14 protein-coding genes are annotated in these 21,063 nt (G+C 73.0%); 8 read left to right on the top strand and 6 right to left on the bottom strand.

Going from position 1 to position 21,063, the window contains the following annotated elements; all coding sequences use genetic code 11:
- Position 1: 1 nt before the first annotated feature.
- Positions 2–865 (bottom strand): DUF4097 domain-containing protein, encoded by an 864-nt coding sequence (locus M5362_RS15180; RefSeq protein ID WP_260228032.1) that lies wholly within the window; start codon positions 863–865, stop codon positions 2–4.
- Positions 866–1,013: 148 nt separating this feature from the next.
- Between M5362_RS15180 and M5362_RS15175 the strand changes: the two genes are divergently transcribed.
- Entirely contained in the window at positions 1,014–1,829 is an 816-nt protein-coding gene (locus M5362_RS15175; RefSeq protein WP_260228031.1) for a hypothetical protein, read from the top strand.
- Positions 1,830–1,932: 103 nt separating this feature from the next.
- Here the strand turns inward: M5362_RS15175 and M5362_RS15170 are convergent, their stop codons facing one another.
- Positions 1,933–2,118: a DUF6104 family protein gene (locus M5362_RS15170; RefSeq protein ID WP_260228030.1), complete on the bottom strand. Its 186-nt coding sequence runs from the start codon at positions 2,116–2,118 to the stop codon at positions 1,933–1,935.
- A 96-nt stretch (positions 2,119–2,214) separates the two neighbouring features.
- On the opposite strand from M5362_RS15170, the gene M5362_RS15165 reads away from it, so the two are divergent.
- The 7 genes from M5362_RS15165 (at position 2,215) to fxsT (ending at position 14,027) form a co-directional block, all read left to right on the top strand.
- A complete protein-coding gene (locus tag M5362_RS15165) occupies positions 2,215–2,658 on the top strand; it encodes a CU044_2847 family protein (RefSeq protein ID WP_260228029.1) in 444 nt (147 codons plus the stop codon).
- Positions 2,655–4,790, top strand: a complete 2,136-nt coding sequence (locus M5362_RS15160; protein ID WP_260228028.1) for a serine protease — start codon at positions 2,655–2,657, stop codon at positions 4,788–4,790. Before M5362_RS15165 ends, M5362_RS15160 begins: the two co-directional genes overlap by 4 nt.
- A 207-nt stretch (positions 4,791–4,997) precedes the next feature.
- Positions 4,998–6,005 carry a MoxR family ATPase gene (locus M5362_RS15155; RefSeq protein ID WP_260228027.1) on the top strand — a complete coding sequence of 336 codons (1,008 nt, stop codon included), beginning with the start codon at positions 4,998–5,000 and terminating at the stop codon, positions 6,003–6,005.
- Positions 6,006–6,012: 7 nt separating this feature from the next.
- Entirely contained in the window at positions 6,013–9,222 is a 3,210-nt protein-coding gene (locus M5362_RS15150) for an SAV_2336 N-terminal domain-related protein (RefSeq protein WP_260228026.1), read from the top strand.
- A 165-nt stretch (positions 9,223–9,387) separates the two neighbouring features.
- Positions 9,388–9,591 (top strand): hypothetical protein, encoded by a 204-nt coding sequence (locus M5362_RS15145; RefSeq protein ID WP_260228025.1) that lies wholly within the window; start codon positions 9,388–9,390, stop codon positions 9,589–9,591.
- 72 nt (positions 9,592–9,663) lie between these two features.
- Positions 9,664–10,941 (top strand): HEXXH motif domain-containing protein, encoded by a 1,278-nt coding sequence (locus M5362_RS15140; protein WP_260228024.1) that lies wholly within the window; start codon positions 9,664–9,666, stop codon positions 10,939–10,941.
- A gap of 59 nt (positions 10,942–11,000) precedes the next feature.
- The gene (gene fxsT / locus M5362_RS15135) at positions 11,001–14,027 is read left to right on the top strand and encodes an FxSxx-COOH system tetratricopeptide repeat protein (protein WP_260228023.1); all 3,027 of its coding nucleotides are present in this window, start codon (positions 11,001–11,003) and stop codon (positions 14,025–14,027) included.
- Positions 14,028–14,099: 72 nt separating this feature from the next.
- Here the strand turns inward: fxsT and M5362_RS15130 are convergent, their stop codons facing one another.
- From M5362_RS15130 to M5362_RS15115, 4 genes are all read right to left on the bottom strand, one after another.
- Positions 14,100–17,885, bottom strand: coding sequence for a multifunctional oxoglutarate decarboxylase/oxoglutarate dehydrogenase thiamine pyrophosphate-binding subunit/dihydrolipoyllysine-residue succinyltransferase subunit (locus M5362_RS15130; RefSeq protein WP_260228022.1), 3,786 nt, complete (start codon positions 17,883–17,885; stop codon positions 14,100–14,102).
- A gap of 279 nt (positions 17,886–18,164) precedes the next feature.
- On the bottom strand, positions 18,165–19,262 hold the full coding sequence (locus M5362_RS15125) for a HAMP domain-containing sensor histidine kinase (protein WP_260228021.1): 1,098 nt from the start codon (positions 19,260–19,262) through the stop codon (positions 18,165–18,167).
- On the bottom strand, positions 19,259–19,996 hold the full coding sequence (locus M5362_RS15120; RefSeq protein ID WP_260228020.1) for a response regulator transcription factor: 738 nt from the start codon (positions 19,994–19,996) through the stop codon (positions 19,259–19,261). The genes M5362_RS15125 and M5362_RS15120 overlap by 4 nt, the downstream gene beginning before the upstream one ends.
- Positions 19,997–20,055: 59 nt before the next feature.
- On the bottom strand, positions 20,056–20,721 hold the full coding sequence (locus tag M5362_RS15115) for a spermidine synthase (RefSeq protein WP_260228019.1): 666 nt from the start codon (positions 20,719–20,721) through the stop codon (positions 20,056–20,058).
- Between the last annotated feature and the right edge of the window lie 342 nt (positions 20,722–21,063).

Here is a 21,063-nt window from a genome sequence, read left to right as displayed (position 1 = left end):
GTCAGAGCACCTTTCCGGAGGACGTGGTGTCGAAGTCGTCGGAGCCGACCGGGTCCGGGCGGCGCAGGAGGGCGACCGAGCCGGAGACCGTCGTGGCCTTGAGCGTGCCGCGGCCCTCTCCGAGGGTGCCGGTGACGGTCTTGGGGCCCCACTGCCCCGTGACCCGCAGGCTGTCGAAGGCGTTGGAGACGGAGCCGCTCGTGGTGCTCGCCTCGACCCGGGCGTCCGTGGGGTGCGGGAGCCGGATCGCGACCTCGCCGGAGACGCTGGTGAGCCGGATGTCGGCGGGCGGGCCGTCCAGATCGCCGGCGTCGAGATCGATCACCATGTCCCCGCTGACCGTGTCGGCCCGGACGGAGGCGCCCGAGCCGTCGATGACCGTCAGGTCGCCCGTCACCGAGTTGAACCGCAGCGCGCCCGTGACCGACTGGGCCTCCAGGGAGCCGGAGACGCTCTCCGCGCGGACCGGGCCGGAGAGCCCGACGAGGGTGGTGTCACCCGTGACGCCCTTGACGTCCGTACGCCCCCTGACGCCGGAGATCACCGCTCCCGCGCCGACCACACCCACCTCGACGTCCGCACCGGCCGGGACGGCCACCGACACGACGGCCCGCCGACGGTGCCCGCTGCGGTCGAACCACTTGAGGAAGCCCTTCCAGTGCAGGTCCTCGTACGTGACGGTGAGGGTCGAGCCCTCCTGGGTCACGATCAGCGGCGGGCCCTTGATGTCGGAGACCTCCAGGCGGGCGGTGCTCTCGTCGGTCCCCACCACGTTCACCGTGCCGTTGACGACGCGCACCTGGAGGCGGGTCACGGGGTCGGTCAGCGTGAGTTTCGTCGGCTCGGCCACGGACCACTCTGTCATCGTGCTGACCTCCCGTTCGGTGACGCAACATATCGTGTCTCTCCATAGACACGATATATCGCGGTACGGGGAAGTCAACCCCCGTTTCGAGGGGGCGCGGGCCGCCATTCACCCTCGTACCGTGACAAATTGCCCTAGCGTAAGGCCCATGAACGCGACATCCGGATCGAGATCCGTCGGGGCGCTGCTGCTCTGCCGCGCCGAGCCCGCGGCGGTCCGCCCACCGGCCCAACTGCTGCGCGAAGAACTCCTCCTCGCCCCGGCCGGAACCGAATGGAGCGTCGTCGTCCCGGAGGGAAAGCCCTGGCTCCACGGCGGCGAGCCCGTCGACCGGGTCGTCACCGGCTGGGCCACCGCGCTGGCCGTCTCCGCCGCCACCTGGCCCGTCCTCGCGCTCTGGTGGGACGCGGACCGGGCCGGATACATCCTCGCCGCCGGGTTCCGCCGCACCGTCGGCTACACCTGGCTCGCGGACGGCACCCCGGCCGGCGAGGACGAGGCCATGCGCACCTTCGCGGCCCGGCTCGCCCTCGACCCCGTACTCGACGCGCAGGCCCTGGAGCCGCTCACCGAACCCGACAAGGACGCCGACGCGCACGCCCGGCTCATCGGCCTCACGGCCGTCCTCGCCCGCCTCGGCCTCGACCTGCCCACCGGAATCACCCCCGGCGAGAGCGCCGACCGGCTCCGCTCGGTCGCCCTGGCACAGGGGGCCGAAGAGCTCGAATGGTCCGGCTGGCGCGACGCCGTACGGGCCGAACTCGACGCGGTGGAGGGAGGCCCCTTCGGCCCGTATCTGCGCGGTCCCAGGGCCCGGCTGCTCGGCGCGGCCCAACTCGGGGCGGGGCTGCCGCTGCTCGCCTGGGGCCTCGGCCGCCGCAGCGGAGGCTGGGCGGCGGCGGGGGCGCTGCTCGTCGTCCACGGGGCGCTGGGTCTCGCGTACGACCGCCTGCGAAGTCAGTGAGACCCTGCGGCGGAGGCGGACCCGCGCTGTCGAGAGGGCGCGGTGAGGGTACGCGGTCGGTGAGAGGCGAGGTCAGGGACCCGGGCGGGGGCCCCGACCGTCGTCACTCCTCGTCCTCGTCCTCGTCGTCCAGACGGGCCAGCCAGGTCGCGAGGCGCTCGACCGGCACCTCGAAGTCGGGGTTGAGATCGACGAACGTACGCAGCTGCTCGGCGAGCCACTCGAAGGAGACCTCCTCCTCGCCGCGCCGCTTCTCCAGTTCCTCGATGCCACGGTCAGTGAAGTACATGCGATCAGGATAGGCCGTGGTCCCCACGGCCCCTCGCGCTCGTCAGCGGCAGGGATTAGCCTGCTTCATCATCGTTTCGGGGAGCGGGGGGCCGCTGTGACGCACGGGATCGCTCGGATACGACTGGACGACGGCACACCCGTCTGGGCCCGCATCAGCGAGCCGGACGAGCTGCGCCGGGGAAGCGGCTTCACCGACACCGGCATCGGTGACCGGGTGGTCTCGATGGCCGGGGGCCTCACCGACGTCGTACGCGGGGTGGTCGGCTCGCTGCGGGACGGTCTCGACCCCCAGTCGCCGGTCGAGGTCGCCGTCAGCTTCGGCATCGAACTCTCCGCCCAGGCGGGCAAGGTGATCAGCGTCCTGGCGGAGGGCGGCGGCACGGCCTCGATCTCGGTCACCCTCACCTGGACCGAACCGGGCCCGGCCCCGGCGCCGCCCGGAGCCGGGCCGGATCCCGACAACGGACCGCCGCCCGGAGCCGGGCCGGATCCCGACACCGGACCGCTCCCCCGTCCGGCGGCCGATGGCGCCGTATGAGCGCCGTCGAATCCCTCGTGCGCCCCGCACTGGTACGCATCGCGGCTCCCGGCGACGGGTATGACCCGCTCGGCGACCGGTACTGGGGCACCGGCTTCTTCATCGCCCCCGGCTGGGTGCTGACCTGCGCCCATGTCGTGGCCAAGGGGGGAAGCGCGGTGTGGAAGGGGGAGCGGGCCGTCGGCATCGTCTGGGACGGCGGAGTGACGACCGGCGAGGTCGTCCTGGCCAGCCCGCGCCCCGCCGCGCCCGACGAGGAGCTGGACCGCTGGGACTTCCCGGACCTCGCGCTCGTCCGTGTTCCCGACGCCCGGGACGTCAGTTGCGTACGGCTCAGTGAGCGCAGGCCCGTGATCGCCGAGCCCATCCCGGTCGCGCTGCACGGCTGGTCGCGGGTGACCGGCAGGCTCGGGATCCGCGAGGCCGTCGGCGAGGTCCACGGCGTCGACGGCGAGGCCCTCCTGCTGCGCGGGACACAGCCCGTGGAGGGGCTCTCCGGCGGGCCTGTCGTCGACCTCGACCGCGCGGTCGTCATCGGCCTCAACAAGGGGCGCGGCGCGGACGAGGGAGCCGCCGTCCCCATCGCCTCCCTGCACCGGCTGCACCGGGAGCGCGGCGGCGAGGTGCTCGCCGAGGTCATGCGCGAGCACGACCGGCACCACCTCGCCCGCTACCGCTCCCTCTCCGGCGAGCCCGACTGGACCAGGGCGCAGCTCCGGTACCGTCCCCCCACCGCCCAGGGCGGCCTCGACCCCGGACGCCGTATCCATCTGTACGGGCGCCTCGCCGAACTGCTCCCGCCCACGGTCCCCGGCGACGTGCTGCATCTCGTCGACGAGGCCCGGCGGCTGACGGTCGGCCACGACCTGCGGCCCGTGATCGAAGTCGCCCCGCAGACCTGGCGCGAGGGCGTCGGTCTGCTCCACGAACTCCACGAACTCCACGAGCCGAACGAGGAGACGGCGTACGGCCTCGGTCTGCACGCCGTGCTCGTGTACGCGGCGAAGGTCGCCCGGCACGTCAGGGAGCGGCACGGGGACAGCGCGGCGATCCGCGGCCTGGCCGCCTGGGTCACCGACGCCGCTGCCGAGACACCGCTGCGCACCCGTCAGGCGATCGCCGCGGCGATCGCGGCCGGCCGTCCCGCCGGCGGTCGCCCGGCCCGCGAGCCCGGCGCCCGGGCGGACGTCCTCGTCGAGATCGACACCCCGCGCTACGGCCGGAAGTTCCCCTGGCGGGTGAAGCTGCTCTTCGACGGGCGCACGATCACGCCGCTGCACGGCGACGACGAGGGAGTCGAGCGCGAGCGGCTCCGGGACACCCTCCGGGAGCCGCTCGCGGACGCGCTGGCCCGGGGCGACCGGGGCGAGCATCTGGCCGCCGTCGAGGCGCTGTTGCCGCGCGAGCTCTTCGACGAACCCCTCGACACCTGGCGGCTCTCGCCCGACGACGAGCTCTTCGACGAACGCTCTCTGCCCCTCGGCCACCGCCGGATCGTCGTCATACGGGACGCCGGCCGCCACGCGCGGCCACCGGCGCCCGAGTGGCACAGGCGGTGGCGTACGGCCGGCCTCGGACCGCTCAGGGCGGTGCCGCTGCGCGCCGAGACGCTCACGGCGGGAGGGGACGCCCACGCGGCGCGGCTCCGCCGGGAGTCCCCGCGGCAGGCCTGGGTACGGCTCTCCGAGGCCGAGGACGGCTCGGTTCCCGTCTACTGCGGCCCGGTGGGCAGCGGCGACGGACTCAAGGCCATGGCCGCCGCGCTCGCCGCCGGGCACCCCATCGCCTTGTGGCGCGGCGGTGCCCATGACCACGTGGACTGCGTCGAGTTCCACGAGCGGGCGGGCAGGCTGCTCGCGGAGGCGGGGAAGGCCGACGGGCTGCACGGGCCGGTCCTCTCCCTGCGCAAGCGGGTGGCCGCTGCCGCGGACTTCGGAGCCGGCCTGGATCCGGATGACCCGCCCTGGGACACGGACGCCGAGTCGTCGCCCGGGACCGCGGAGCCCGGTCCTCCCGTACGGACGGAGCACGGCTGGGCCGAGCATCTCGCCGTCCTCTTCGATCCCCCCGACCGCCCGCCGCACGAAGATCCGCTCCAGGGACCGCCGATGCTCGGCGAGGAGGACTGGTGACTCCGCGCACGACTCGGCGAACAGGAACGCGGCGCACGCCCCCCGAGAACCGAGCGAACGACTCCCCGAGCGAACCCCCGAACACCCCCCCCGCACGACCCCCCGAACGGCCGGACAATCGGTCCGGTTTGAGCGTCGGCAGCCCGTGGGGGCGGGCGGTATTTTCGACAGGCCGGGCCACGACACCACAGCCAGGAGGAGTTCACCGTGAACGATTGGCGGATCTACCGTGGGGCCGGCCACCCGCACGACGAGATACAGCGGTTGCCCGCCCCGCCACCCTGGCGGGACTTCTCGACCGGCGGGGCGGACGACACCCAGGCCGGCTCCGACCGGCGGCTCGGTGTGCGCCGCCGCCTGGTCCAGAACCACCACCCGCGGCCCGCCGAGACCGACGCCGTCAACGCGGCGCTCTATCTGCGCCGGCCGCTCCTGGTCACCGGCAACCCCGGCACCGGGAAGTCCACCCTCGCCCACGCCGTCGCCCATGAACTGGGCCTGGGCCGCGTGCTGCGCTGGCCGATCGTCAGCCGGTCCACCCTCCAGGACGGGCTCTACCGCTACGACGCCATCGGCCGCCTCCAGGACGTCCAGCTGGAGCGGGCGCAGCCCGGGTCGACGGTGCCCGCCGCGACCCCCGCGGGCATCGGCTCGTACATCCGGCTCGGACCGCTCGGCACCGCGCTGCTCCCCTCCGAGCAGCCCCGCGTCCTTCTCATCGACGAGCTCGACAAGAGCGACCTCGACCTGCCGAACGACCTGCTGAACGCCCTGGAGGAGGGCGAGTTCGCCATTCCGGAGCTGGAGCGGCTCGCCGACCGTGAGCCGGTGGTCCAGGTGCTGACGGACGACGGGCGCAAGGTCCCCGTCCAGGGCGGACGGATCCGCTGCTCCACCTTCCCGTTCATCGTGCTCACCTCCAACGGTGAACGGGACTTCCCCGCCGCTCTGTTGCGGCGCTGCATCCGCCTGGAGCTGGAGCCGCCGGGCGAGGAACAGCTGGGCGCGATGATCGAGGCGCACCTCGGGCCGGACGCGGCGGCGGGCGAAGAGGGCCTGGTCAGCCGCTTCCTGAACCGTGAACCCGGCGAGGTCATCGCCACCGACCAGCTCCTGAACGCGATCTATCTGACCCAGCACGCCCCGCGCGCCGAGCGGGTGACCCGGGAACGCATCGCGGACATGCTCATGCAGCCGCTCGATCAGCCGAGGTGATGGCCGGATGCACCGGATGCATCTGGAAGAGCTCACCCGCAGACTGCGGGCGGGAGGCCAGGACCCCACGGCCGAGGAGGTCGCGGACGCCGTCTGGCTCGCCCAGTGGCTCCCGAGGGCTTCCCCCGACCTGGCGGACGGCCTCGGGGGCGGCCCGGGAAACGACCTGGCGGACGACTCCGGCGAGCGCCCGGGAGGGCCAGGACCGGCGGAGGAGGGGCGAGATCCGGCCACCGGTGACGACGGCGCCACCGGGGAGCTCCTGACGGGGGCGGGCGCCGACGACGAGAGCGCTCCGGGCCACGGCAGCCGTACCCGCCGGGGTGAGCGCACCGGCACCGGTACCGGAGGCGACGGAGGCCGGAGCGCCCGCCCCAGCGACAGCGTCGACATCGCGCTGCTGGTCGGACCCGGGGGCCGGCGCGGCGCCCGTACGGAGCGGAGCAGGACCCTCCCCGTCCGCGCACCCGGCGCCAACGCCCTGCCCGGCCTCCTCGGCCTCCAGAAGGCGCTCCGCCCGCTGCGCCACTACGCCCACTTCCCGCTCCGGCCCGGCGAAGGGCGGCTCGACGAGGAGGCGACCGCCGAACGCAGCGCCGCCGCGGGCATCCTCACCCCCGTCCTGCGCCCCGCCCCCGGCCGCCGCCCCGACATCCAGCTCCTCATGGACACCGGCCCCGCCATGGTCGTCTGGACCCGCATGGTCGAGGAGCTGCGCCAGGCCTGCCAGCAGTCCGGCGCCTTCCGCGACGTCCAGGTCCACCGGCTGTACGACACCGGCGACGGCGCGCCGCTGGTCACCACCACCTCGGGCCCCGACGGCCGGCCCCGGCTGCGCCCCGGAGACCAGCTCCACGACCCCACCGGCCGCCGCCTCACCCTGATCGTCAGCGACTGTGTCGGCCCCTTGTGGCAGCGCGGCGCGGCCCAGCGGCTGATCCAGCAGTGGCCCCGGCAGTCGCCGCTCGCCCTCGTCCAGCCGCTGCCCCCGAGGCTCTGGCCCCGGACCGCGCTCTCCGTCCAGCCGGGCCTGCTGCTCCGCCCCGCGTCCCCCGGCGGGCACACCGGGTTCCAGGCCGACGAGGAGCCCTGGGAGCCCGCCGCCCCGGACACGCGCGCGGTGCCCGTGCTCACGCCCACGCCCGAGGCGTTCGCCTCCTGGGCGCGGCTCCACGCCGGACACGGCTCGGGCGCGGTCCGCGGCTGGGCCGCCATGATCGCCCCCGACGCGCCCCGGCCGGCCGCGCCGACGGTGAGCGCGGTACGGTCCGCGTCGCCCGGCCCGGCCCGCGTCCCGCGCAGCGACGAGGAGCTGCTGCGCGCCTTCACCGCAGGCGCCTCGCCCGGCGCGCTGCGGCTCGCCGTCCATCTCGCCGCCGCCCCGCTCGCCCTGCCCGTGATGCAGCTCGTGCAGCGCGCCATGCTGCCCGACACCGGGCCCATGGAGCTCGCCGAGGTGCTGCTCAGCGGGCTGCTGCGACAACTGCCCGGCCCCTCGCCGTACCCCTGCTTCAGCTATCCGCCCGGCATCCAGCAGCATCTGCTCGGCTCCCTGGACCGCAGCGCCGCCGCACTCGTCCTCAAGCACTGCTCCGAGTACGTGGAACGCAATTTCGGCCAGGGCATGCGCAACTTCCCGGCGCTCGCGGCCGCCCGGCTGGCGGGCCACCCCACCAGCGACGGCCCGGCGGCCGCGGGCGGCGCGGTCGAGGGGACCGACGAGCCCAGCGGTCCGGTCGGCACGGAACCCGAACTCTTCGCCCGCATCCCCGCGCGCGTGCTCCGCTTCTACCATCCCGACCTGATCACCCCCGACCCCCTGGCCGCGGCGCGACGGCTGTTCGAGCAGTGGCTCGGGCAGTCCGACTCGTCCCTGCTCGTCCGCGCCCGTCAACAGGCCGAGGCCGCCCTGCCCGAGCACCCCGTCGAAGCCGGGATCCTGCTCGGACGCGTGCTGTACGCGGAGTCCGGCACCGCCGCCGTCCAGGGCACCGAACGCCGCCGGGAGCTGCTGACCCGCGCCCTGGCCGAGATGGAACGGGCCGGGGACCTCGCCGAAGCGGGGGGCGCGGAGTGGGCCGAGGCCCGGCTCGAACAGGCCGTCGCCCACCACGCGCTGTGGCGCCACACCGCCGACCCCGCCCACCTCGACCACGCCCTCGCCGTGCTCTTCGGGGACGTGCCGGACTGGCCCGAGGCCCACCACCACACCCTGCACCTGCGCCGCGGGCGCCTGCTGCTCGCGCGCGGCGACGGCGCCGCCGCGGCGGACGAACTCACCACCGCGCTCTCCCTCCGGGAGAGCGGCGCCGCGCTCCTCGACCTGGTCGACGCCCTGCACCTCGCCGGCACCGACCCGGGCGAGATCACCCCCGTACTCGACCGGGCGGGAGAGCTCCTGGGCGACAGCGTCGCCCTGCGGCTGCGCTGGACGACCGCGCGTGCCCGGCTCCACGACACCGCGGGCGACGGACCGGCCGCGGACACCGCCTACGAGGAGGCGACGCTGCTCGCCCCCGCCGACTCCGGACAGCGCGGCCGGATCCTGATGTCCTGGGGCGAGTCCCTGATGCGCCGTGCGGCGGCCGCCCCCGGCCAGGCCCCCGTCGACCGCGCCGAGAGCGTCCTGCGCGAGGCCTTCACCCGCCTGCCGGCCGGGGCGCCGGAGCGCGCCAGGGCCCGGATCCTGATCGGCAGCGTGCTCGCCCTGCGTTTCCACCGGGCCGGGTTCCTGCCCGACCTGTTCGAGGGCCGCCACCTCCTGGAGCAGGCCGCGCGCACCACCCGGGACCTCGGACTCCGCTCGGAGGTGTGGCTGCAACTGGGACGGGTGAGACTGGAGTTGAGCGAGTCGGCCCGGGACGGCGGCCTGGGCGACGCGCTCACCGCGTACGAACGGTCCTGGGAGGACGCCAGGTCGGCGCACGGCGACACTCCGGGCACGATCACCGGTGCCCGCGCGTTGCACGCGCAGGGAGCGGTGCTCCGGCTGATGGGCCGTACGGGCCGCGCGCGCGAGGTCCTGCGCGCCGCGGCCGAGCAGTGGCAGCGGCTGACCGCCGCACTGGTCGAGGTGGACTGGAGCGACGTCGAACGGACCAGGACGCTCCTGGCGGAGCTGAGCGGGGACCAGGACCCGGCCCCTGCGCCGCCCTCCGGCGAGGACCGCCGCCGGATCGCGCCGCCGTGGTGGGCGTGGAGCGAGACGGCCGGGTAGGCGACGACCGGAGAGCCGGCACGGAGCCGATTCGGAGAACGGCTGGATAACGGGGGCGCGAATGGGCGCAGTTGAGTCGAACGGGTTTCTGACTTCCTGGCGTCGGGAAGAACCGCTCCGCCGCTACGACCGTGGGGGACATGCGTCGGTGGGGAGGAGCCGAGGGTGTCGGAGCACAACGAGTGGGCGACCGGTGTCGACCGGGACAACGGACGGCCCCCGCACCTGCCCGATCTCGTCTCGGTGGACCTGCGCACCCTGCGTGTCATGGACGACCCCGAGCTGGCGGCGGCGGTCGAGCGTGTGCTGCTGCGCCCCCCGGAACTGGTCGAGGCGTGGTGCGAGGGTCAGGGAGACCAGGCGGCCTGACCCTCGCCGGGCCGACCGCCTGTTTCCGGCCGGATCGCGGCGAAGGCCGTGCGGCTGCCGAGGGAGGAGGCAATGAGCTTCGCGCCCCTGTCGGCCGCCGTCTTCGCCGAGTTGGCCCGCACGCGCTCCGCGCCGGCCGACGCCGCCCTGCTCCGCTCGGCGCTGCACGCACGGCGCCTGCTGCTGCTCAAGGCCCTCCTGGTCCACGTCCACCGGCACCGCGACGCGGTCGACCCCGCCGTGTTCCAGCGTTTCGAAGCATCATGGCACCTGCTCGAACGGGCCGAAAGGCGCAACCCGGCCGTCGTCCGGGACCTGCTCGACTACCCCATGACGGGCGCATGGGTGGCCGCCGCGCTCGCCGAGCCGCTCGGGCCCGCCCTCGACCGGCACCTCGGCCGGCTGGACAGTCTCGCCGTCACCGCCGCCCTCCGCGCGGGCTGCCCCCTCGACATCGCGATCGAGGCCCCCGACGGGCTCCTGTCGCTGCCCGGCGTCGGCCGGCAGGAGGTGGGCACCGGGCACGCACGGATCACGGCGGCGTCCCGGGTCGCCAGGATCCACCCCGAGGGCGTCACCGGCGCCGCCCCCACCGTCCTGCTCCTGACCGACCGGCGCACCGGCGCCCTCGTCGGCGACGGCCCGGGCTGGCTCGGCCTGCCCGTGCTGCCCGGCGCCGCCGCGCGCCTCGACGCCCTCGACCCCTACCGGGTACCGCCCGGAGGCGTCGGCACCCCGGCCCGTACCGCGGCCGAGCAGACCGACAGCGACCCCGAGGCCTGGTCCGCGCAGTGGTGCGCCGCACAGGCCCTGCTCACCCGCACCGACCCGGGACGGGCCGCCGAGGTGCGCCGGGCCCTGCGGGCCCTCGTCCCGCTGGCGCCGCTCGGTACGCGGTCGTTCGGGGCCACACTGCGCTCGGCTCCCGGCGCCGTGCTGACCTCTCCGCCCGCCGGGGCCCAGGACATGGCCGAGACGCTCGTCCACGAGATCCACCACAGCAAGCTCGCCACCCTGCACGAGCTCGTACCGCTCTACCGCCAGGGACGGTCCGTCCTGCACCGGGTCGGCTGGCGCCCCGACGCCCGGCCCATCGGCGGGGTGCTCCAAGGCGCCTACGCCCACCTGGCGTTGACCGACCTCTGGCGGCGCGCGGCGACCGCCCAGGCGGTTCCGCGGCCCTGGCGGTCCAGTGCCGGGCAACAGTTCGACCATATGCACGATCAGGTGGGCGAGGCGCTGGCGATCCTGCTTGAATCCGATGAACTGACCAATGAGGGGCGGGAGTTCGCCCAGCAAATGAGGCGGCATCACGCGAGCCTCGGCGCGGCCCCCCGGGCAGCTGGGTAACACTGTGCCCACGGCACATGACACTGCGTTGCGGGTGAGTTGGGACGGGAGACGTACAGATGGCGGAACAGCGGTCGGGCGGCAGCGCGACGGACGACGGAGGCAGGGGTGCCCCCGGTCACGTCCTGGTGGTCTTCCCCGGCTACCACCGGCCGTGGGCGGCCTGGATCAACCAGCGCCTCGAAGCCCACGGGGTGCGGGTGACCCTGCAACGCTGGGACCCGCCGCGCGAGGTTCCCCTGGAGGACTCCCTCAGCGACCTGCTCCTCGCCAGCGGGCAGGTCCTGCTCGTCCTCAACGACTGGTTCTTCCAGCTCGGACCCAGGCCGGCCGGCGAATGGAACGACGTCCTGCGTGGCTTCGTCGCCTCCCGGGCCGACCGCTTCGCCGCCGTCAACCTCACCAACCGGCCGCTGCTCCCCGCCACCGCCGTCCTCGAACCCGTCAGCCTCTGGGGCGTCGGCGAGGAGGAGGCCGAAGCGCGGCTCCTGAGCCGGCTCGGCGTCGAACCCCGCCGCGCCGGCGGCCGCCGGAGCCCCGCCGGCACGCCCGTCCGGTACCCCGACACCCCGCCCGAGATCTGGGGCGAGATCCCGCGCCGCAACCCGAGGTTCACCGGCCGCGACGACCTCCTCACCGAACTCCAGGAACGCCTCATGGACGCCGACCGCGGCAACGCGGCCTGCACCCTGCTCGGCATGTCCGGCATCGGCAAGACCCAGATCGCCGCCGAGTACGCCCACCGCTTCAGCCCCGACTACGACGTCGTCTGGTGGGTCAACTCCGACGACCGCAACGTCCAGCGCGACCGCTTCGGCGAACTCGCCGCCGAACTCCGCCTGCCCAGCGGCAACGAGCCCGGCGAGCGCATCCGCGCCGTACGGGAGGCACTGCGCCGCGGTGACCCCCACGCCCGCTGGCTCGTCGTCTTCGACGGCTGGGACGACACCGACGGCGCCCAGGTCCTCCTGCCCCACGGACCCGGACACGTGCTCATCACCTCCCGCAACCGCGGCTGGGGCGACTACACCGACGTCCTCGAAGTCCCCAGCTTCGACCGCGCCGAGTCCACCGCCTACCTGATGCGCCGCGCCTCCCACATCACCGCACCGCAGGCCGACGAGGTCGCCGCCGAGTTCGGCGACGTACCCCTCCCGCTCGTCCAGGCCGCCGCCTGGCTCGGCGAGTCCGGCATGGAGGTCCCCGAGTACCTGCGCATGGTCCGCGACGGACGCCTCTCCACCGTCGAGGAGCCCTCGGCCGTGGACGGCTATCCCAACGCCTCGCTGACCTCCTGGTCGATACTGATCAACCGGCTCCGACGCGCCCAGCCGCAGGCCATCGACGTCCTCAGTCTGTGCGCCTCCTTCGCCCCCGGCCGCATCCCCCTCGGACTCGTCCGCGCCTACCCCCAGGCCGAACTGCCCGAGGACCTGCGCTGGATGGCGACCGACCTGCCCGCCTGGACACGGGCCCTGGACACCCTCGTCAACTACTCCGTGCTCACCCGCGAGAGCCGCGGCCCGGCCACCAACGTCGAGGTGGGGCCGCACCAGGAGTCCGTGCACATGCACCGGCTCGTCCACGACATCGTCGCCCGCCTCACCGACGGCGAGAACCGGGAGGCCCACCGCAAGGCCGTCCGCTCCCTGCTCGCCGAAGCCGACCCCGGCAACCCGATGGACAGCCGGAACTGGCCCCGCTACGCTGAACTTCTCCCGCACATCGGCCCGTCCGGCGCCCTCACCAGCCGCAGCCCCCGGGTACAGACCGCCGTACTGAACTGCCTGCGCTACTGCTACCGCAGCGGCGAGTTCAACGCAGGCGCGCAGCTCGCCGAGCGGATCAGGGAGGCCTGGTCGACCTTCATGGACCCGCTGGAACAGCCGATGCTGGACCTGACCACCCAGCAGGGCAACGTCCTGCGCTCCTTCGGCCGGTTCCGCGAGGCGTACGAGCTCGACCTCGTCCAGCGCGAGCGGCTGAACGCCGCCTCACCCCGCAACGAACTCGGCTCGCTCCTCTCCGGCAGCGCCATCGCCAGCGACCTGCGCTCCCTCGGCCAGTACCAGGAGTCGGAGAAGCTCCAGCGCCAGGTGCTCGCCGACGCGGAACGCCTCCTCGGCGACACCGAGTTCTCCACCTTCGTCGCCCGCCACAACCTCGGCGTCGTCCTGCGGCTCCTCGGCCGCTACCGCGAGGCGTACGACCTCGACGCCGAGTCCCTCGTCCGCTCCGAGACCGTGCTGCGCACCCGCCACGCCCACACCCTCAACGCCAGCAACGCCCTGGCCCACGACCTCCGGCTGCTCGGCCAGTACCGCGAGGCACTGGCCCGCCAGGAGGCCAACGTCCGCGTGCACGTCCAGGTCCTCGGCCCGCAACACCTGCAGACCCTGTACGCACGCACCCAGCTGGCCCTCTGCCGGCGCCGTGAAGGCGGCTTCCAGCAGGACCTCGGAGCCACCATGGCCACCCTGCTCGAACAGCTGGAGCAGGTGCACGGCCGCGGCCACTACATCACGCTCGCCGCCATCAACAACTACGCCAACTACCTGCGCGAGCACGGCGACCTCGACCACGCGCGCGAGCTGGTCACCGAGGCCGAGGCCGGATACCGCTCCCTCCTGGGGCCCGCCCACCCCGTCGCCACCGGCGTCCTCGCCAACTCGGCGCTCGTCATGCAGGCCGCAGGCGAACGCGCCGACGCCCTGTCCCTCCTGGAGGGCGCGCTCGCCGGCCTCACCTCCTCCCTGGGCCCCGACCACCCCTGGGTCCTCGGCTGCGCGCTCAACGCCACCGCCGCCCGCAACTTCAACGGACGGGTCGCCGACGCGGCCGAACTCAGCAGGGACACCCTGCGGCGGGCCCGCCACACCCTGGGGAACGAGCACCCGCTGACGCTCTCCGCACAGATCGCGCTCGCCACCGACCTGCGCGGTCTGCGCGAGGTCGAGGAGGCCGGAAAGCTGGAGGAGGCCGCCCTGCTCTCCCTCACCCGCACCCTCGGCGCCCAGCACCCCCACACCCTCTCCGCCCGCCACCGCAACCGCCCCTACTGGGACTTCGAGGCCAACCTCGGCTGAGAAGCCGGTACACGCCGGAGGCCCGGCACCCCTCGTGGGGTGCCGGGCCTCCGTGCGTACCGGTACGGCGGGTCAGGCGTCGAAGACCTCGTTGACCAGCTGCTGCTGCTCGGCCTGGTGACGCTTGGCCGAACCGACCGCCGGGGACGAGGAGTGCGGACGCGAGATCCGGCGCAGGCGCTCGCCGTGCGGGATGTCGGCGCCGACCGCCAGGTCCAGGTGGTCGATCAGGTTGAGCGCGATGAACGGCCACGCACCCTGGTTCGCCGGCTCCTCCTGCGCCCACAGGTACTTCTCGGCGTTCGGGTACTTGGCGATCTCGGCCTGGAGCTCGGCACCCGGCAGCGGGTACAGGCGCTCCAGACGGATGATCGCCGTGTCCGTGGCACCGCGCTTCTGCCGCTCGGCCTCCAGGTCGTAGTAGACCTTGCCGGCGCAGAAGACGACCTTGCGGACGTCGGCGGGGTTCGCCGTCGAGTCGCCGATCACCGGACGGAAGCCGCCGGTGGTGAACTCCTCCACCTTCGACGCCGCGGCCTTCAGACGCAGCATCGACTTCGGGGTGAAGACGATCAGCGGCTTGTGGTGCGGGTTGTGGACCTGCCAGCGCAGCAGGTGGAAGTAGTTCGACGGCAGGGTCGGCATGGCGATCGTCATGTTGTCCTGCGCGCACATCTGGAGGAAGCGCTCCGGGCGCGCGGACGAGTGGTCCGGGCCCTGGCCCTCGTAGCCGTGCGGCAGGAGCAGCGTGACGCCGGAGGTCTGGCCCCACTTCTGCTCGGCCGAGGAGATGAACTCGTCGACGACGGTCTGCGCGCCGTTGACGAAGTCACCGAACTGGGCCTCCCAGACGACCAGGGAGTCCGGGCGGGCCAGCGAGTAGCCGTACTCGAAGCCCATCGCCGCGTACTCGCTGAGCAGCGAGTCGTAGACGTTGTAGTGGGCCTGGTCCTCGGCCAGGTAGAGCAGCGGGGTGTAGTCCTCGCCGGTCTCCTGGTCCACCAGGACCGCGTGGCGCTGGCCGAAGGTGCCGCGGCGGGAGTCCTGGCCGGAGAGCCGGACCGGGGTGCCCTCCATCAGCAGCGAGCCGATGGCGAGGGTCTCGCCGAAGCCCCAGTCGATCGTGCCGTCGTCGATGGAGGCCGCGCGGCGCTGCATCTGCGGCATCAGACGCGGGTGGACCGTGATCCGCTCCGGGATGTTGACCTGCGACTCGGCGATCCGCTTCACGACCTCCTGGGAGACCGCGGTGGTGACGGCGACCGGGAACTCCGGCTGGGCGTCCGGGACGTGCGCCGGGGCCGGCGCCGAGGTGGCCTCGCGGACCTCCGCGAAGACCTTCTCCAGCTGGCCCTGGAAGTCCTGGAGCGCCTGCTCCGCCTCTTCCAGCGTGATGTCGCCGCGACCGATCAGCGACTCGGTGTACAGCTTGCGCACCGAACGCTTCTTGTCGATCAGGTTGTACATCTGCGGGTTGGTGAACTGCGGGTTGTCGCCCTCGTTGTGACCGCGGCGGCGGTAGCAGATGAGGTCGATCACGACGTCCTTGTTGAACGTCTGGCGGAACTCGAAGGCGAGCCGCGCGACGCGGACCACGGCCTCCGGGTCGTCGCCGTTCACGTGGAAGATCGGCGCCTCGATCATGCGGGCCACGTCGGTCGCGTACATCGAGGAGCGGGACGACTCGGGAGCCGCCGTGAAGCCGACCTGGTTGTTGATGACGATGTGGACCGTGCCGCCGGTGCGGTAGCCGCGCAGCTGCGACATGTTCAGCGTCTCGGCGACGACACCCTGGCCGGCGAAGGCCGCGTCACCGTGCAGGGCGACGGGCAGGACGGTGAAGTCGGTGCCGCCCTTGTTGATGACGTCCTGCTTGGCACGGACGACACCCTCCAGGACCGGGTCGACCGCCTCCAGGTGCGACGGGTTGGCCGCGAGCGAGACCTTGATCTGCTCGCCGTCCAGGCCGGTGAAGGTGCCCTCGGCGCCCAGGTGGTACTTCACGTCGCCGGAGCCGTGCATCGACTTCGGGTCGAGGTTGCCCTCGAACTCGCGGAAGATCTGCGCGTACGACTTGCCCACGATGTTCGCGAGGACGTTCAGCCGGCCGCGGTGGGCCATGCCGATGACGACCTCGTCCAGGCGCGACTCGGCGGCGGAGTCGATGACCGCGTCGAGCAGCGGGATGACGGACTCGCCGCCCTCCAGGGAGAACCGCTTCTGACCGACGTACTTGGTCTGCAGGAAGGTCTCGAAGGCCTCGGCCGCGTTCAGGCGGCGCAGGATCCGCAGCTGCTCCTCACGCTCCGGCTTGGAGTGCGAGCGCTCGACGCGGTCCTGGATCCACTTGCGCTGCTTCGGGTCCTGGATGTGCATGAACTCGACGCCGGTGGTGCGGCAGTACGAGTCGCGCAGCACGCCGAGGATGTCGCGGAGCTTCATCATCGACTTGCCGGCGAAGCCGCCGACCGCGAACTCGCGCTCCAGGTCCCACAGGGTGAGGCCGTGCTCGGTGATGTCCAGGTCGGGGTGCTTGCGCTGGCGGTACTCCAGCGGGTCGGTGTCGGCCATGACGTGGCCGCGGACCCGGTAGGAGTGGATCAGCTCGAAGACGCGGGCGGCCTTGGTGACGTCGTCGTCGTGCGAGGCGTCGATGTCCTTGAGCCAGCGGACCGGCTCGTAGGGGATCCGCAGGGCCTTGAAGATCTCGTCGTAGAAGCCCTCCTCGCCGAGGAGGTAGTTCGCGACGATCCGCAGGAACTCGCCGGAGGCGGCGCCCTGGATGACCCGGTGGTCGTAGGTCGAGGTCAGGGTCATGACCTTGGAGATGCCCAGCTTGTTCAGGGTGTCCTGGGAGGTGCCCTGGAACTCGGCCGGGTAGTCCATCGAGCCGACGCCCATGATCACGGACTGTCCGGGCATCAGACGCGGCACGGAGTGGACGGTGCCGAGGCCGCCGGGGTTGGTCAGCGAGACCGTGACGCCGGTGAAGTCCTCCATCGTCAGCTTGCCCACGCGGGCGCGCTTGACGATGTCCTCGTAGGCCTGCCAGAACTCGAAGAAGTTGAGCGTCTCGGCCTTCTTGATGCCCGCGACGACGAGCTGGCGGTCGCCGTTCGGCTTCACCAGGTCGATCGCGAGACCGAAGTTCACGTGGTCCGGCTTGACCAGGGTCGGCTTGCCGTCCTTCTCCGCGAAGGAGTGGTTCATCGACGGCATGGCCTTGATCGCCTGCACCATCGCGTAGCCGATGAGGTGCGTGAAGGAGATCTTCCCGCCCCGGGCGCGCTTCAGGTGGTTGTTGATCACGATCCGGTTGTCGAAGAGCAGCTTCACCGGGACGGCGCGGACGGACGTGGCCGTCGGCACCTCCAGCGAGGCGTTCATGTTCTTCGCGACGGCGGCGGCGGGGCCGCGCAGCGTGATCAGCTCGGGGCCGGCGGGCGCCTCGGAGGCCGGGGCGGCGGGGGCCTTGGCGGCCGGAGCGGCCTTCGCCGGCGCCGGAGCCGGGGCGGCCGGAGCCGGGGCGGCGGCGGGCTTGGCGGGAGCCGGAGCGGCGGCGGCCGGGGCCGGAGCGGCCTTGGCGGGAGCCGGGGCGGGCGCCGGGGCGGCGGGCGCGGCAGGTGCGGCCTGTGCGGGGCTCACCTGCGGCGCGGCGGCCGGGGTCTCCGTGGCGCCGGGCTTGTAGTCGGCGAAGAAGTCCCACCAGGCACGATCGACCGAATTCGGGTCCTGGAGGTACTGCTGGTAGATCTCGTCGACGAGCCACTCATTGGCGCCGAAGGCGGTCGCAGGGTTCTGACCCTGCCCGTCTTGGCCGGTGGAGGTACTCGGGGAACTGGGGGACTGAGACGACACGGCGGTAACCGCCCTCTTCCGCTTCACAAGGTGATGGACAGCGGAAATAAAGGCTACGCCTCCCTGACCGACAGGTGCAGGCCGGGCAGCGCCAACGTCGCGCAAGTCACACTTGACGCGGTGTTTCGGGGCAGGGATTGGCGGGAAACAAGCGTGGTTCTGCCTCGCGTGGGTACGGGAGACCCGGGTTGCGGCCCCTGAGGCACGCATCCCTGACCACGTCCTGATCGTGTCCTGTTCATGTACACGCAGAACACGTGCTTCCAGTTCGACCCTACGTCAATCCCGCGCCGGAAGGCTTCCCGGAAGAGTGACCTGGATCCGGCAGCCACGTGACGATTCGGCCACACCGATCTCGCCGCCGTGCAGGTCGACCGCCCAGCGGGCGATCGCGAGCCCCAGGCCCGTGCCGCCGTCGCTGCCCGGGCCGGACTGGGCCGGCACCTGACCCCGGTTGAACCGCTCGAAGACCGTGTGCCGGAGCGACTCCGGGATGCCCGGGCCCTCGTCCTCGACCTCCAGGGCCAGCGAGTCCGCCCACGCCCCGCGCCGCGCCCGCACCGTCACCCGGCCGTGCGGCGGCGAGTGCTTCACCGCGTTGTCGATCAGGTTCGCCATCACCTGGTGCAGCCGCTCCGCGTCCGCGTGCGCGGTCAGCTCGGGCGGGGACACGTCCAGGTGCAGATGGACGTCCGTACGGTTGTGCAGTCCGGACGTCGAGGACAGACCGCGCTGGGACGCGGCCAGATTGGCTTCGCGGAGCACGCCCGAGAGGTACGGCCAGACCTCGAAACGCCGTGCCTTCAGCGTGACGACACCGTTGTCGAGACGTGACAGGTCCAGCAGGGTCTCCACCAGTCGGCCGAGCCGCTCGGTCTGCTTCAGGGCCGTCCGCATCGTCTCCGGATCGGCCTCGGAGACCCCGTCGACGACGTTCTCAAGGACGGCGCGCAGCGCGGCGATGGGGGTCCGCAGCTCGTGCGAGACATTGGCGACCAGCTCCTTGCGGTTCCGGTCGACGGCCTCCAGGTCGTCCGCCATGCGGTTGATCGTCGAGGCGAGGTCGCCCAGCTCGTCACGGCGGTCCGCGCCGCGCACCCGCCGGCTGAAGTCGCCGCGCGAGATCGACCCGGCCACCGTGTTCATCTCGTCCAGCGGCGCCGTCAGGGACTGCGCCACGAACTGGGTGATCAACAGCGTCGCGATCATCGCGAAGATCGTGATGTACCGGAACTCCGTGGAGGTCCTGATCGCCACCAGCGCGAGCCCCGAGGTCAGCAGGACCGCCCCGACGACCAGTGTGCCCAGCTTGGTCTTGATCGAGATCACGATCCGGCGCCTCCTCCGGGGCTCGGGGCGCTGCCCCCGGCGGCTCATGACGCCGGCGTCTCCAGCGCGTACCCGACGCCGTGGACCGTACGGATGCGCTCCGCCCCGATCTTCCGGCGCAGCGCCTTGATGTGACTGTCGACCGTCCGCGTGCCGGAGGCGTCCGCCCAGTCCCAGACCTCGGCGAGCAGCTGCTCGCGGGAGAGCACCGCGCGCGGGGTGTTCGCCAGGCAGACCAGCAGGTCGAACTCGGTCGGCGTCAGGTGCACGTCCTCGTTGCGGACCCGGACCCGGCGCTGCGCGTGGTCGACCTCCAGCTCGCCGAGGCGCAGGATCCCGCTCCGCGGGGTCACGGCCGCCAGCGCGGCACGCTCCACGCGGCGCAGCAGGACATGCACCCGCGCGGCCAGCTCACGCATCGAGAACGGCTTGGTCATGTAGTCGTCGGCGCCGACGCCGAGCCCCACCAGCATGTCCGTCTCGTCGTCCCGGGCGGTCAGCATCAGGACCGGGACCGGGCGCTGGGCCTGGACCCGGCGGCAGACCTCCAGGCCGTCGAAGCCGGGCAGCATCACGTCGAGGACCATCAGGTCGGGCTGCCAGGCCTCGGCCGCGTCCACGGCCGCCGGACCGTCGGTCGCCGTCTGGACGAGGAACCCCTCCGCCCGCAGCCGCGCGGCGATCGCGTCCACGATCGTCGTGTCGTCCTCGACGACCAGCACTCGTCGCTGCGCACCCGGAGTGGCCGCCGCACCGTGTTGAGTGGTGTGTGTCTGCTCCATCGCCCCGCCTCGCATCGCTGGTGTCGGCCAGCAGCCTAGAGGCACGAAGAGCGTCCCGGCTACGCAGGCCGGACGGCGAGGTGCACCACGTCAGGGACGCCCCGGGCAACCGGGATCTCTTCGGTCCGTACCCCGCTGAATCCGGCATTCCGCAACGACCCTTCGAAATCGGCGGACGGCCGGGCGGACCACACGGCGAGGATTCCGCCCGGGTTCAGGCGCCTGGCGCAGGCCTCCAACCCCTCTGCGGAGTAAAGGCCTTGGTTGTCCTCGGTCACCGTCCAGTCGGGGCCGTTGTCGATGTCCAGGCAGAGCGCGTCGAAGGTGTCCGGGGAGGTGTGGACGTACTCGACCAGGTCCGTGTGAAGGATCACGTTGCGCGGATCGGCCAGAGCCGCTCCCGAGATCGCGGCCAGGGGCCCCTCGCGGTGCCAGTCGATGATCGCCTGCTCGCGCTCGACGACCGCGATCCGGCTCCAGCGGGGGTCCGCGGAGGCGTGGGCGAGGGAGAAACCGACACCGAGGCCGCCGATCAGCACGGTGGAGCCGGTACGTCCGCCGAGCGCGTCCATCGCCGCGTCGATGAGCAGCCGCTCCGAGCGCCCGTCGGAGGTGTCCATGAGGAACGTGCCGTTGGCGATGATCTCGAAGTGCTCGTCGCGCCGCCGCAGCACGACTTCTCCGTACGGTCCCTCGCGGCGGTCGAGGGTGACAGGCAGGGCCATGGGTGCTCGCTCCGATCGGACTCGGGGATCGCTCCCGGCCATCCTGGCGGGACGCCGGGGACCGGGACAAACCGATTCCGGGCCGAATCCGGGCGGATGCGGGCCGGTCCGGGGCGGATGCGGGGCGATTCGGGGCGGATGCGGGCCGGTTCGGGGCTGAGCCGGGCCGGGTCCGGGCGATTCCCGGGCCGATGCGGGCCGGTCGGGCCGGACAGGCCGTCCCAGGCGGACGTCGTACGGTTCCGGGTCGCGTCGGAGCTTCGGGGAAGTGCGGTCCGGGGCCGGGCCCCCCTCGGGCCGGCCCCGGGCCGCGGCGCGGGGGCGGGCCGGAGCCCCGCGGGT

The sequence above is a fragment of the Streptomyces sp. Je 1-79 genome, from assembly GCF_025195125.1.
Taxonomy (GTDB): Bacteria; Actinomycetota; Actinomycetes; order Streptomycetales; family Streptomycetaceae; genus Streptomyces.
The sequence above is the reverse complement of the archived record's forward strand: the minus strand, read 5'-3'. Positions and strand labels throughout refer to the sequence as shown.